Here is a 12,806-nt window from a genome sequence, read left to right on the forward strand (position 1 = left end):
GGCGACGTGCGCTGCGGCGCACGTCGCCGTTTTATCAATGGGCGGTCCGACGCTCGCGCAGCGTCACAGGCCCTGTGCGTTCTTCGATGGCCCGCTTCAGCTCCAGGCGCAGGCCGAGCATGAACGCCAGCTCCACCGTCACGAACAGCGGCCCGACGATCAACCCCGTCAGGTCATCGACAAACGCCGGTTTGCGCCCTTCGTAATGGTGCCCGACAAACTGGATCGCCCAGCCGATCACGAACATCGCCAGTCCGCTGCCCAGCCACACCAGGGTGCCCTGCTGCGCCAGCGCATGCCCGGCCCAGACCGACAGCGCCATCAGCCCGGTCATCAGCACCCCGAGACGGATTTCCAGGCGCAGGTAAAACCACGCCGACGCCAGCGCCACCAGCACCGCCGGAGAGATCCACAGGGAGCCGAGCGACCACTCGGGCCGCGACAGCAGCACGGCGACCGCCACCACGATCAGCGGGATGCCGATGAAGTGGCTGGCGATGTTGCGCGGGTCGCGGTGGTAAGCGGCGTATTGACTCAAGTGATCGACGAGGCTTTTCATTGTTGTTCCTCCTGTAGGGTGACCGAATCATGCCTCGGGCACGGCACCCGCTCTGTCAGGCAGGCGACAATCTTTGGGAGCGTTCATGGAAAAGGTCTGGCGCGAACGACTGATGACCGGGCAGTGGTTCAGCCGCCTGCCTGCGTCCTTTCAGGATAGCCTGCTGGCGTCGGCCCGGGAGCGGCGCCTGGCGGCGGGGCAGCGGCTGTTCCGGCGCGGCGATCCGCCGTGCGGGCTGTATGCGGTGCTTGAGGGCGCGGTGCGCATCGGCGCGGTCAGCGAACACGGCAAGGAGGCGCTGCTCAGCCTGGTGGAGGCGCCGCACTGGTTCGGCGAGATCTGCCTGTTCGACGGCCAGCCGCGCACCCACGACGCCTATGCGGCCGGGCCGTGCACCCTGCTGAACATCCCGCAGGCGACCCTGCTGAAGCTGCTCGACGAGCATCCGCTGCACTGGCGTCACCTGGCGCTGCTGATGAGCCAGAAGCTGCGCCTGACCTTCATCAACCTCGAACAGCTGAGCCTGCTCCCGGCCCCGGCGCGCCTGGCCCATCGCCTGCTGATGATCGCCGAAGGCTACGGCGAGCTCGACCCGCCCCGCCGCGTGCTGCAACTGCCGCAGGAGCAATTGGCGTCGATGCTGTCGCTGTCGCGCCAGACCACCAACCAGATCCTCAAGGACCTGCAGGGACAAGGGATCATCGGCCTGGGCTACGGCGAAATCGAGATCCTCGATGCCGGGCGGTTGCGGGCCTTGGCCACGATTTGAAGTGGCAGGCGCGATCGAAATCCGTGGAGGCCAGTTTTCTCTTACTCAGCTAGACTCTCAAGCCATATTGCATTGAATGCGATGCATAGTCTGATTTTTAACCAATTTGCATTGCATGCAATGCAGGTGAGGGTATGGAACAACTCGGCGAATTGATCAGAACGCTCCGTAAGGCGCACAAGCTGTCTCAGCAGGCGTTGGCCCGCCAATACGGCATGAGCCGCGCCACGATTTCGGGCATTGAAAACAACACGGTCCCTGAAATCGGCCTGCGCAAGGTCGAGGCGATTCTCAACGGCTTCGGCTATGAACTGACGGCGGTTGCGCGACAAGCGCGGCGTCCGACGCTCGACGCATTGCAGCAAGTGAATTTCCATGACTGAAGCTGTGGAGCGATTGCAGATCCGGATCGCCGAAAGGCCAGTCGGCACGCTCGGGCGCGGGTACGCGGGCATGGATAGCGTGTTCAGTTACCGTGAGGACGTCTGCGACGAGAACGCGGTTTCACTGACCATGCCGACGCGCCTGGAAAGCTATGGATGGGAGCGGGGCATCCATCCGGTGTTCGAAATGAACCTGCCGGAAGGGGCGTTGCGTGACGAATTGGTTCGGCGCTTCAGCAAAACGGTTCGCGGGTTCGATGACTTCTCGTTGTTGGCGATCGTAGGGCCGCATCAGCTGGGGCGTTTGGCCATAGCCCCCGAGTCGGCTGTGGGGCGTGCGCCCGAAACCGCTCTGGCCGATCTTTTGGTGCATGACGGCGCTCAAGGCCTGTTCGAGGATTTGTTGCAGACCTATGGCCAGTATTCCGGCGTGTCGGGGGTACAACCCAAAGTGCTGGTGCGCGACAGCGCGACGGCGATCGATCGCCTGACCCACCGAGGCTCGACGCATTTGGTCAAGGCCTTCCGGGCCGAAGAGTATCCGGAGCTGGCGACCAACGAGTATTTCTGCATGCGTGCCGCTGTGCATTGCGGCCTTGAAGTGCCGCGGTTCGAGCTGAGTGAACGGGGCAGGTTCCTGGTCGTCGAGCGTTTTGACCTGAATGAGGCGGGGTATCTCGGGTTCGAAGATTTCTGCGTGCTGAACGGTTGGCAGTCGAAGGCCAAATACGATGGCTCCTACGAGGGTGGCGCGCGACAGATCAAGGCCTTTGTCTCCCCGGTCTTGCTGAATCGGGCGTTGGAAGCGTTTTTCAAGATCGTGGCGTTGTCGGCCGGGTTGAAGAACGGCGATGCGCACCTGAAGAATTTCGGAGTGCTGTATGACGGTTGCGGTGCGCAGTCTTCAGTCAGGCTCGCTCCGGCCTACGACATCATCACCACGTCGGTCTACATCAGGAACGACAGCATGGCGCTGCTGTTGGGCGGGTCGAAGGCCTGGCCAAAGCACAAGATGCTGGTGCGTTTCGGTCGCACGGCGTGCAACTTGACCGAGGGGCGCTGCAATGAGCTTTTGCAGCAGGTCGCGGATGGCATTCAGGTCGCGATGTCAGAAATGGCCGGGCATTGCCGCAGCCATCCTGCCTTTGCCGAAACCGGTGCGGCGATGGCCGATCAGTGGCGTGCCGGTATGGAACGCAGCCTGATCAAAGGCTGACAGGTCGGTTGACCTTCAGCGCAACTGATCCCGGAACTGCCCCGGCGTCATTCCCGTCCAGCGCTTGAACGCGCGGCTGAAGCTGCTGGTGTCGGCGAAGCCCAGCAGGTAGCTGATTTCGCTCAGCGAGCAGTGCGGGTCGCGCAGGTGCAGCAGCGCGAGGTTCTCGCGGCTCTCGTTGAGCAGCGTGTCGAACCGGCAGCCTTCGTCCGCCAGGTGCCGCTGCAGGCTGCGCAGGCTCAGGTGCAGGGCCTGGGCGATGCGTTCGGCGCTGGGTTCGCCTTCGGGCAGTTGCTCTTCGATGGCGTCGCGCACCTTGCGCTCCCAGGTCAGCGGCTTGAGTTGGGCGAGGGTGCGGTTGAGCACCGCCTCGTTGTGCTCGGCCAGTTCCGGGTTGGCGTCGTCCAGGTGGCTGTCGAAGTCGGCGAGCGCGAACTCCAGCCGGTCCTCTTCGGCGGCGAAATGCACCGGCGCGCGGAACACCTTGTGCCACGGGTGGGCGTCGGTCGGCTCCGGGCGGCGCAGGTACACCGCCAGCGGCGCGTAATCGCGGCCCAGGCGGTTGCGGCAGGTGCGCACGTAGATCGCGGCGAAGGCGTCGATGGCTTCGAACGCCGGGGCCGGGTTGCCGGCCGGGATGTTGAGACGGAAGCAGTAGCGGTCTTCGCCGCGGGTGAGCTCCAGCTCCAGGGCATCGCTGACCACCGGGTGGTAGCGCACGATCCGCTCGAACACTTCCCGCAGGCTGCCGCTGGCCACCAGCGCATAGCCCAGGGCATGGAACGTCGTGGGGCTGACGAAGCGCGACACCCGCAGGCCGATGGCCGGATCGCCGCTGACCCGCACGGCGATCTCCCACAGGCGCGTGGTGCCGGACAGCGGGTAGCGGGCGTTCGGGTCGTCCATCAATTGCGGGTCGAGCCCTGCCTGCCGGCACAGGTCGGTGCTGTCCAGCCCCAGCGCGTCGAGTTGCTTGCGCAGGGCACGGGTCCAGCTGGCGAGGGAGGTCGGTTCCTTCATGTCGATTGGCGCTTCCGGTCAACAGGTTGGCGTTCTCGGCTACCGCGTCCGGCCCGGCCGCAGGGCAGGATGCGGACATCGATAACCAGAGGATGGAAGCATGCACCGTACTTCTGCAAGTCCCCAGCGACACAATGACGTCCAGCGCGCGGCGCACATTCGCCAGGTGGTGCTGGCCAGAGGCGCCGAACTGCGCGAGCGCTACCCGATCCTGAACCGTCAGGACGCCCTCGGCGCCGGGATCCTGGCCTTCGCGCTGGCGGGGATGACCGCGTCGGCGGCGCTGTACATCAGCGGCCACCTGGCCTGGTGGGCGTGCCTGCTGCTCAACGGGTTCTTCGCGTCGCTGACCCACGAGCTGGAGCACGACCTGATCCACAGCATGTACTTCCGCAAGCGGCGGGTGCCGCACAACCTGATGATGGCGCTGGTCTGGCTGGCGCGGCCGAGCACCATCAACCCGTGGATCCGCCGCCACCTGCACCTCAACCACCACAAGGTGTCCGGCACCGAGACCGACATGGAAGAGCGGGCGATCACCAACGGCGAGCCGTGGGGCCCGGCCCGGCTGCTGATGGTGGGCGACAACGTGATGTCGGCGTTCATCCGCATGCTGCGGGCCAAGACCTGGGCGCACAAGGTCAGCATCCTCAAGCGCTCGCTGAAGGTCTACGCGCCGCTGGCGCTGCTGCACTGGGGCGCGTGGTACGTGTTTCTCGGCTTCCACGGGGCCAACGGCGTCGCCTGGCTGCTGGGCTCGACCATCGACTGGTCGGCGACCACGCTGTCGGTGATGCAGGTGATCGACATCGCCGCCGTGGTGATCATCGGCCCGAACGTGCTGCGCACGTTCTGCCTGCACTTCATCAGTTCGAACATGCACTACTACGGCGACGTGGAGCCGGGCAACGTGATCCAGCAGTGCCAGGTGCTGAACCCTTGGTGGCTGTGGCCGCTGCAGGCGTTCTGCTTCAACTTCGGCAGCACCCACGGGATCCACCATTTCGTGGTCAAGGAGCCGTTCTACATCCGCCAGATGACCGCGCCGGTGGCGCACAAGGTGATGCGCGAGATGGGGGTGCGGTTCAACGACTTCGGCACGTTCGGACGGGCGAACCGGTTTGTGCGCGAAGAAGGTGCGGTGGTGCGGGAGGAGGCGGGGACGGCCAGGGCCTGAAGGGCCCCTCACGGACGCCATCGCCAGCAGGCTGGCTCCCGTCCCCTGTGGCGAGGGAGCTTGCTCCCGCTGGCGTGCAAGGCACGCCCAAAGAGGGGCCTGCTGCGCAGTCCAGCGGGAGCAAGCTCCCTCGCCACAGGGTTTTATTGCCGTGTGTAGGAAGGCCTTCGGGATAGCTCCCTCGTCAATCCGGCTGGAACGGCGACTCGCTGAGGATCACCCCGGTCTCCTCCACATAGCGCTGCCAATGGCCGATCAAGGCCTCGAGCTTCTCCGGCCGCGCCTGCGCCAGGTCGTGGATCTCACCCGGATCCGCCGCCAGGTCATAGAGCTGCCAGGTCGCCGGCCCCACAGGTCCAGGGATGTAGACCGCTTTCCAGTGCCCCTGGCGGATCGCCCGGCGCCCGAACAGCTCCCAGCCGGTGACGGTGTGTTCGTCATGCACCTGCGCCGTCTCGCCGGACAGGAAGCCCAGCCACGATTTGCCGCGCATCGGCGCCACCGGCTTGCCGCGCCACTGCTTGCCGGGATGGCGCACGCCGGCCAAGTCGAGGATGGTCGGGGCGATGTCCATGACCGTGCCGAAGCCGTGGCTGATCTGCCCGCCGACCGGCAGCGGCGGGTAGTGCAGCAGCGCCGGCACGCGGATCCCGCCTTCGGTGGTGAAGGCCTTGAACAGCCGCGACGGCGCCGTGGCCACCTGGGCCCAGCTCGGCCCGTACCAGACGTAGGAGTTGGCGCGGCCGATGTTGTCCAGGCTGTTGTCGTAGTGCCGGTCGAGGAAGGTCAGCAGCTGCGGGCCGAACTTGGGGAAGGCCTCCAGCAGCGCGCCTTCGGCGCCGTTGTCGGACATGAACAGGATGAATGTGTTGTCGAGCTGCCCCTGCTGGCGCAGGTAGTCGACGACCCGGCCGATGTTCCAGTCCATGCGCTCGACCATCGCTGCGTAGACCTCCATGGCCCGGGCGGAGATCTGCCGTTGCCGGTCGCTCAAGGCGTCCCACTGCGCGTTCAGCTGGATCAGCGGATGCGGCTCGACGCCCGCCTCGATCAAGCCCAGCGCCTTGAGCCTTTCCAGCCGTTCGAGGCGCAGGGCCTCGGGGCCGGCGTCGTAGCGGCCCCGGTACTTTTCGACGATCTCGGCCGGCGCCTGCAACGGCCAGTGCGGCGCGGAAAACGGCAGGTAGGCGAAGAACGGCCGGCTCTGGTCGCGCTCCTTCAGGTACTGCAGCAGCTTGTCGCCGAAGGCGTCGGAGGAATAGAAGTCCTTGGGCAGTTCGTCGAGGAAGGTGTCGTCCTCGATGTACAGCGCCGGGGTGGACTTGAGCAGGCGCGGCGTGTCGTCCTGGTACGGCGGCTCGAAACCGTAGTGGTTCGCCGCGCCCGGCAGCAGCGAGAACGAACGCTCGAAACCCCGGGCGTGCGGGGCCAGCTCGGCGGTCAGGCCCAGGTGCCATTTGCCGCTCATCAGGGTTTGGTAGCCGGCCTCGCGCAGCAGCTCCGGCAGCGCCGCCACGCGGTCGTTCAGGTAGCCCTCGTAACCCGGTTTGCCGATCAGGTCCGGCGTCAGCGCTTCGGCCATGGTGCCGATCCCGGCGATGTGGTGGTCGGTGCCGGTGAGCAGCATCGAACGGGTCGGCGAGCAGGTCGGCGCGGTGTGGAAATCGGTCAGGCGCAGGCCGTTTTCGGCCAGGGCATCGAGGTTCGGCGTGGCGATCTCGCCGCCGAAGGCGCCGATGTCGGAGAAACCGAGGTCATCGGCCAGGATCACCAGGAAGTTGGGGCGTTGCGGCATCGGAAGGCTCCTGTTCAGTAGGCAATGAATGACAGCGGCAGGTCGCGGATCTGCACCGGCGCGGCGGGGCGGTAGTGACCGTCGCCGGTCAGTTCGTGCAGCAGTTCCTCGCGCAGTTGATGGAAGTCGAAGCCGCTGCGCTGGCGCGGACGGGGCAGGGCGATGTCCACCACCTGCTTGATCCGCCCCGGCCGCGGCTCCATCACCACCACCCGGTCGGCCAGGAAGATCGCTTCCTCGACATCGTGGGTGACCAGGATGGTGGTGATCTTCGCCCGGTCGCGGATGGCCAGCAGCTCGTCCTGCATCTGCTGGCGGGTCAGTGCGTCTAGGGCGCCGAAGGGTTCGTCGAGCAGCAGGATCCGCGGGCTCGCCACCAGCCCGCGGGCAATGGCCACGCGCTGCGCCATGCCGCCGGAGAGCTGGTGCGGGTAGGCGCGGGCGAAGTCGCGCAGGCCCACCAGTTCGATGAAACTGTCGATGCGCCGCTGCTTCTCGGCGGCGCCGAGCGGCTCGTTGACCAGCCCGAGGCCGATGTTCTCGGCCACCGTCAGCCACGGGAACAGACGGTGCTCCTGGAACACGATGCCGCGCTCGCCGCCGACGCCGGTGACGGCCTTGCCGTCCACGGTGATCTGCCCGCGAAACTCGGTGTCCAGGCCCACCAGCAGGCGCAGCAGGGTGGATTTGCCGCAGCCGCTGGAGCCGACGATGGCGACGAACTCGCCCTCGGCGATGTCGAGGTTGAATTCGCGGATCGCCTCCAGTTCGAAGCCGTCGACGTCAAAGGATTTGCCGACGTGGGTGAAGCTGACAATCGGTGCGTTCATGCGTGTCTCCAGCGGGTCGCGCGGATTTCCAGGCGTTGGCCGATGAGGTTGAGGAGGGCGCCGGTGAGGCCGACCAGCAGCATGCCGGCCATGATCAGGTCCATGCGCAGCAGTTGCTGGGCGCCGATCATCTGGCTGCCGATGCCGCCGTTGGACGGCATGAAGTATTCGGCGCCGATGGTGCCGAGCCAGGCGTAGATCAGGCTCAGGCGCAGGCCGGCGAAGATGCCCGGGGCCGCGCCCGGCAGCACCAGCCGGCGCAGGCGCTGGCCGAGGTTCAGGCGCAGCGCCTGCGCCGCTTCGTTGAGCTGCGGCGACAGGTTGGCGACGCTGCGCTGGGTGGCGACGAACAGCGGGAAGAACGCGGCGAGGGCCACGAACACCCACTTGGCCGGTTCGCCCAGGCCGAACCACGCGGTGAGCAGCGGCACCCAGGCGAAAATCGCGATCTGCCGCAGGGCGGCGAGGGTCGGGCCGACCAGGCGTTCGGCGCTGCGCGACAGGCCCAGCAGCAAGCCCAGCGCCAGGCCGAGCCCGCCGCCGATCGCCAGGCCGCCCAGGGTGCGGCCCAGGCTCAGGGCCATGCCGCCGATCAGCGTGCCGTCGAGCAGGCCGTCGCGGGTCGCTTCCAGCACGGTCAGCGGGCTGACCAGAATGTTGGCGTCGATCCACTGCCCGTCGCTCGCCGCCTGCCACAGCGCCAGCAGGGCCAGCGGCAGCAGCCACGGCTGCAGCCGTTGCCAGCCCCGGTAGCGCGGGCCCCGGCGGATCTCGGCGGTGGCCGGGTGCGGCCAGTGCACCAGCCGGCCGTCGAGCAGGCCGATGCCGCGGTCCATCGCCACGCCGAGCAGGCCGATGACCACGATGCAGACGAACACGATGTCGAGCATGAACAGCTGCCGCGCCCAGACCATCAGGTAACCGATGCCTTCGCTGGAGGCCAGCAGCTCCACCGCCAGCAGCGACGTCCAGCCGGCCGCCAGGGCCAGGCGCACGCCGGCCATGAACGCCGGCAGCGCGGCGGGCAGGATCAGGCGGCGGATCAGCAGGCGCGGCGGCAGGCGCAGCACGGTGGCGGCTTCGCGCAGCTTCGGTTGCGCATCGCGCACGCCGACCAGCGTGTGCAGGGTCACCGGCACGACGATGGCCTTGATCAGCACCACCAGCTTGAGCGTTTCGCCGATGCCGAACAGCACCATGAACAGCGGGATCCACGCCAGCGTCGGCACCTGCGCCAGCCCGGCGAACGTCGGGAAGACCAGCCGTTCGAGCGGCCGGCTGAAACCCAACGCCGCGCCCAGCGCCGCGCCGGCGCCCACGCCCGCCAGCAGCCCCCAGAGCAGCCGTTGCAGGCTGATCCACAAATGGCTCCACAACTCGCCCCGGGACAGTTCTGCCGCGCTGCTCCAGACCAGCGACGGCGCCGGCAGGATCTGCTCGCTCATCCATTGGTTGCGGGCTGCCAGCCACCACAGGGCGAACAGGCCGAGCGGCAGCAGCCAGGGCAGCAGGCGTTGGCTCAATGTCGGCCATGGCCGCCGGGGTTTCAGGGGCGGTGCCGGCAGCGGCAGGCTGAGCAGGGAATCTCGGGCCATGGGTGACCTCCGTTGTCGGGTTGCATGGCAGACCGCTGTGCGTTCTGTGGGAGCGGTGTATGCAAAATCGATCTATAAAAAGATAGTTCAATGCTATTGGGAGATAAGCCAGACCATTTAAGGCCTCCAGCCCCTACGCATCCAATGCATTCGAAGAATATTTTCGATGCTGTTTTTGCATACCTGCCCGCGAGCCCCGACTGTGCTTGCTTAGCTCATAAAGCTATAAAAATGTGCATTTATAGTATTTATGTGCAGAAGGCCATTGCGCCTACGTTCGGCTCCTCAATGCCCGCCGCAATCAGGAGCCGCGCCCATGAACCTTCCCTTCAAACGTGTCACCCGTCTGTTTGCCGCCTCGGCGCTGGCGGGGTTGTTCGCCTTCACTGCGCACGCCGACGAACTCAAGGAAATCCGCATCGCCGTGCCCGACCTCAGCGCCGGCACCCAGCACAGCGGCGGCGGCATCGTCGACGTGCTGCGCGACCGGCAGGTCTTCGAAAAGGCCTTCGCCGATCAGGGGATCAAGATTCAGTGGAGCTTCTTCAAGGGCGCCGGCCCCGTGATCAACGAGGCGTTCGCCAACGGCCAGGTGGACCTGGCGTACCTGGGCGACCTGGCGGCGATCATCGGCAAATCCAACGGCCTCGACACCCGCCTGCTCAGCGCGTCCGCCCGTGGCGTGAAGCAGTACCTGGGCGTGGTGCCGGGCTCGGGGATCAAGACGCTGCAGGATCTGAAGGGCAAGCGCGTGGCGATCTTCCGCGGCACCGCGACGCAGTTGTCGTTCGATGCGGCGTTGGCCAGCCAGGGCCTGAGCGAGAAGGACGTGAAAGTCATCAACCTCGACTTCAACGCGGCGGTCGCTGCCCTGGCGGCCAAACAGATCGATGCGTCCTGGGGCAGCTCCGGGTTGACCGCGCTTCAAGCCAAGGGACTGGCCGAACTGCCGCTCAACACCAAGGACCTGGGCGGCGCCGGCAGCGTGCAGGCGGTGCTGGTGGGCACCGGCAAGTTCGTCGATGCCCATCCCGACGTCGTGGCCAAGCTGCTCAAGGCCCAGCAACAGGCGGTGGACTGGCTAACCCAGGACAGCAACAAGGACGCCTATGTGCAGTTGGTGTCGGGGCTGGCGAGCTATCCGCCGGTGATCCTGACCCAGGACCTGAAGGATCAGAGACTGAGCGAGGTGTTCCCCTCGACGCTGGATCCGGTGTTCCTCGGCAAGCTGCAGGACGCGGTGGACCTGGCGGCGCAGCAGAAGCTGATCCGCAAGCCGTTCAAGGTGAATGACTGGGTGGCGCCGGGGCTGGCGGCTGCCGGACTCTGAACCGGTGGCGGCAGGGCTGCCCTCATCGCCAGCAGGCTGGCTCCCACAGGGACGTGGATGACAGCCCTAGACCGCGACGCCGAGGGCCTGACGGTCCACTGCCACCAGCGTCTCGATCATCGCCCGCGCCGCCGGCGACAGGCGGAACCCGGTGCGGCTGACGATCCCGCACCGGGCGTTCATGCTCTCCAGGTTCTGCGGCAGGTTGCGCCAGTGCAGCAGCGCCAGCGAGCCCTGGGCGATGTCCTCCTCGAATGCCTCTTCGGTGCCCACGCCGATGGCGTTGGACTGCAGCACCACCTTCACCAGCGCCGGGAAATGCTCGGTCTCGATGGTCGGCGAGAAATCGATCCGGCCGCTGAGGTTCGCCAACAGCTTGCGGATGCCCGGCGGGATCAGCGTGGTCGCCAGCGGATAGTCGAACATGTCGTTGGTCGACAGGCTTTCCTTGGCCAGCAGCGGATGCCCCGGCCGACAGAAGAACACCCCGCGCTTGGGCGTCAGCGGCTGGGTCTGGAAGTTGGGGTCGGCCTCGAAATGGCGGATGTCGGCGATGAAGAACTCGATCTCCTCGCGGCTCAGGGCGCGGCTGAGCTTTTCCCAGTTGTCCACCTGAAAGCAGGTGCGCACCTTGGGGTGCGAATTGACGAACTGGGCCACCGCATCCGGCACCAGTTTCACCGCCGGCGCAGGCCCGCAGCCGAAACGCAGTTCGCCGGCGTCGAGCTTGGTCATCTGCGTCACTTCGGCGCTGAGCAGCGCCGCGCCCTGCACCAGCGTCAAGGCGTGCTGCAGCACCACCTGGCCTTCCGGGGTGGGGCGCAGGTCCTTGTTGCCGCGGTCCACCAGCACGCAGCCGAACTCCTGCTCCAGCCCCTGGATGCTGCGGCTGAACGCCGGCTGGGTGATGCCCATCGCGTCCGCCGCGCGGACAAAGCTGCGGTGTTCGTTGAGGGCGATGAAGTAGCGCAATTGGCGAAGATCCATATGCTTTTCCGGCATCCTAAAAATAGCGCGAAGGCATTTGCGACAAGGGTTGAGTGAGGTTTTAAATGCAAGCTCTTATTCCGTCAACGAAGCACGTGATTATCTATTAGATTCAAAAGGAATATAGATAGAGCGTTGTTTCGCTGCCGGCCAACCGCAAGCAGATGATGAGGGTCTACCCATGAGCAATGCCGCACTCGCTGTAAAACCCGCTGTCCAGGCGCTGGACATCCATCCGGTGGCCGGCCGCATCGGCGCCGAGATCCGTGGCGTGCAACTGTCCGGCGAGCTGGACGCCGCCACTGTCGAAGCCATTCAACAGGCGCTGGTCCAGTACAAGGTGGTGTTCTTCCGCGAGCAGGCCCAGCTCGACGACCAGCGCCAGGAGGCCTTCGCCCACTTGCTCGGCGAGCCGGTGGCGCACCCCACCGTGCCGTCACGCGAGGGCACCCGCTACCTGCTTGAACTGGACGGCGCCGAGGGCCAGCGCGCCAACTCGTGGCACACCGACGTGACCTTCGTCGAGGCCTACCCCAAGGCTTCGATCCTGCGTTCGGTGGTGGCGCCGGCCTTCGGCGGCGACACCCTGTGGGCCAACACCGCCACCGCCTACAGCGAACTGCCGGCGGAGCTGCGTGAGCTGGCGGACAAGCTGGTGGCGGTGCACAGCAATGAGTACGACTACGCGGCGGTGAAGCCGGACGTCTCGGCGGAGAAGCTGGAGCGCTACCGCAAGATCTTCACCTCGACCGTTTACGAGACCGAGCACCCGGTGGTGCGCGTCCACCCGGTCAGCGGCGAGAAAAGCCTGCTGCTGGGGCATTTCGTCAAACGCATCAAGGGCTATTCCCAGGCCGATTCGGCGCACCTGTTCGGGCTGCTGCAGAGCCATGTGGTCCGCCAGGAGAACACCGTGCGCTGGCGCTGGAAGGCCGGTGACGTGGCGATCTGGGACAACCGCTCGACCCAGCATTACGCGATCGACGACTACGGCACCCAGGACCGCGTGGTGCGCCGCGTGACGCTCAAGGGTGAGGTGCCGGTGGGGGCTTCCGGGCAGCGCAGCCGGACCGTCAAGGGGGCTGAAAGCGTCGGTGCCTGACCCGACCCTTCGCAGGCAAGTCGATGGGGCGGCCAACGAAGTG

Annotated in this window: 12 protein-coding genes; 6 read left to right on the plus strand and 6 right to left on the minus strand. The window is 66.3% G+C overall.

What is annotated here, in order from left to right; all coding sequences use genetic code 11:
* Positions 1-34: 34 nt before the first annotated feature.
* On the minus strand, positions 35-559 hold the full coding sequence (locus ACIP0B_RS02795; RefSeq protein WP_400829625.1) for a DUF962 domain-containing protein: 525 nt from the start codon (positions 557-559) through the stop codon (positions 35-37).
* A gap of 85 nt (positions 560-644) precedes the next feature.
* On the opposite strand from ACIP0B_RS02795, the gene ACIP0B_RS02800 reads away from it, so the two are divergent.
* From ACIP0B_RS02800 to ACIP0B_RS02810, 3 genes are all read left to right on the plus strand, one after another.
* Positions 645-1,328, plus strand: a complete 684-nt coding sequence (locus tag ACIP0B_RS02800; protein WP_400829626.1) for a Crp/Fnr family transcriptional regulator — start codon at positions 645-647, stop codon at positions 1,326-1,328.
* Between the two features lie 134 nt (positions 1,329-1,462).
* On the plus strand, positions 1,463-1,711 hold the full coding sequence (locus tag ACIP0B_RS02805) for a helix-turn-helix domain-containing protein (RefSeq protein WP_400829627.1): 249 nt from the start codon (positions 1,463-1,465) through the stop codon (positions 1,709-1,711).
* Positions 1,704-2,927 (plus strand): type II toxin-antitoxin system HipA family toxin, encoded by a 1,224-nt coding sequence (locus ACIP0B_RS02810; RefSeq protein WP_400829629.1) that lies wholly within the window; start codon positions 1,704-1,706, stop codon positions 2,925-2,927. The genes ACIP0B_RS02805 and ACIP0B_RS02810 overlap by 8 nt, the downstream gene beginning before the upstream one ends.
* A gap of 15 nt (positions 2,928-2,942) precedes the next feature.
* On the opposite strand, the gene ACIP0B_RS02815 is transcribed toward ACIP0B_RS02810, so the two are convergent.
* Positions 2,943-3,947, minus strand: coding sequence for an AraC family transcriptional regulator (locus ACIP0B_RS02815; RefSeq protein ID WP_400829630.1), 1,005 nt, complete (start codon positions 3,945-3,947; stop codon positions 2,943-2,945).
* A gap of 100 nt (positions 3,948-4,047) precedes the next feature.
* On the opposite strand from ACIP0B_RS02815, the gene ACIP0B_RS02820 reads away from it, so the two are divergent.
* Positions 4,048-5,124 carry a fatty acid desaturase gene (locus ACIP0B_RS02820; RefSeq protein WP_400829631.1) on the plus strand — a complete coding sequence of 359 codons (1,077 nt, stop codon included), beginning with the start codon at positions 4,048-4,050 and terminating at the stop codon, positions 5,122-5,124.
* 184 nt (positions 5,125-5,308) lie between these two features.
* Here the strand turns inward: ACIP0B_RS02820 and ACIP0B_RS02825 are convergent, their stop codons facing one another.
* Genes ACIP0B_RS02825 through ACIP0B_RS02835 form a run of 3 tightly spaced genes read right to left on the minus strand, consistent with a single transcriptional unit; the run spans position 5,309 to position 9,344 of the window.
* Positions 5,309-6,919 (minus strand): arylsulfatase, encoded by a 1,611-nt coding sequence (locus ACIP0B_RS02825; RefSeq protein WP_400829632.1) that lies wholly within the window; start codon positions 6,917-6,919, stop codon positions 5,309-5,311.
* A 14-nt stretch (positions 6,920-6,933) separates the two neighbouring features.
* Positions 6,934-7,749, minus strand: a complete 816-nt coding sequence (locus tag ACIP0B_RS02830) for an ABC transporter ATP-binding protein (protein WP_400829634.1) — start codon at positions 7,747-7,749, stop codon at positions 6,934-6,936.
* Positions 7,746-9,344 carry an ABC transporter permease gene (locus ACIP0B_RS02835; protein ID WP_400829635.1) on the minus strand — a complete coding sequence of 533 codons (1,599 nt, stop codon included), beginning with the start codon at positions 9,342-9,344 and terminating at the stop codon, positions 7,746-7,748. The genes ACIP0B_RS02830 and ACIP0B_RS02835 overlap by 4 nt, the downstream gene beginning before the upstream one ends.
* 316 nt (positions 9,345-9,660) lie before the next feature.
* Between ACIP0B_RS02835 and ACIP0B_RS02840 the strand changes: the two genes are divergently transcribed.
* Positions 9,661-10,674, plus strand: coding sequence for an ABC transporter substrate-binding protein (locus ACIP0B_RS02840; protein WP_400829636.1), 1,014 nt, complete (start codon positions 9,661-9,663; stop codon positions 10,672-10,674).
* Between the two features lie 66 nt (positions 10,675-10,740).
* On the opposite strand, the gene ACIP0B_RS02845 is transcribed toward ACIP0B_RS02840, so the two are convergent.
* Positions 10,741-11,661, minus strand: coding sequence for a LysR family transcriptional regulator (locus ACIP0B_RS02845; protein ID WP_400829638.1), 921 nt, complete (start codon positions 11,659-11,661; stop codon positions 10,741-10,743).
* A 181-nt stretch (positions 11,662-11,842) separates the two neighbouring features.
* Between ACIP0B_RS02845 and ACIP0B_RS02850 the strand changes: the two genes are divergently transcribed.
* Positions 11,843-12,763 (plus strand): TauD/TfdA dioxygenase family protein, encoded by a 921-nt coding sequence (locus ACIP0B_RS02850; protein WP_400829639.1) that lies wholly within the window; start codon positions 11,843-11,845, stop codon positions 12,761-12,763.
* The last annotated feature ends 43 nt before the right edge of the window (positions 12,764-12,806 follow it).

It is taken from the genome of Pseudomonas sp. NPDC089534, from assembly GCF_044749305.1.
Lineage (GTDB): Bacteria > Pseudomonadota > Gammaproteobacteria > Pseudomonadales > Pseudomonadaceae > Aquipseudomonas > Aquipseudomonas ekonensis.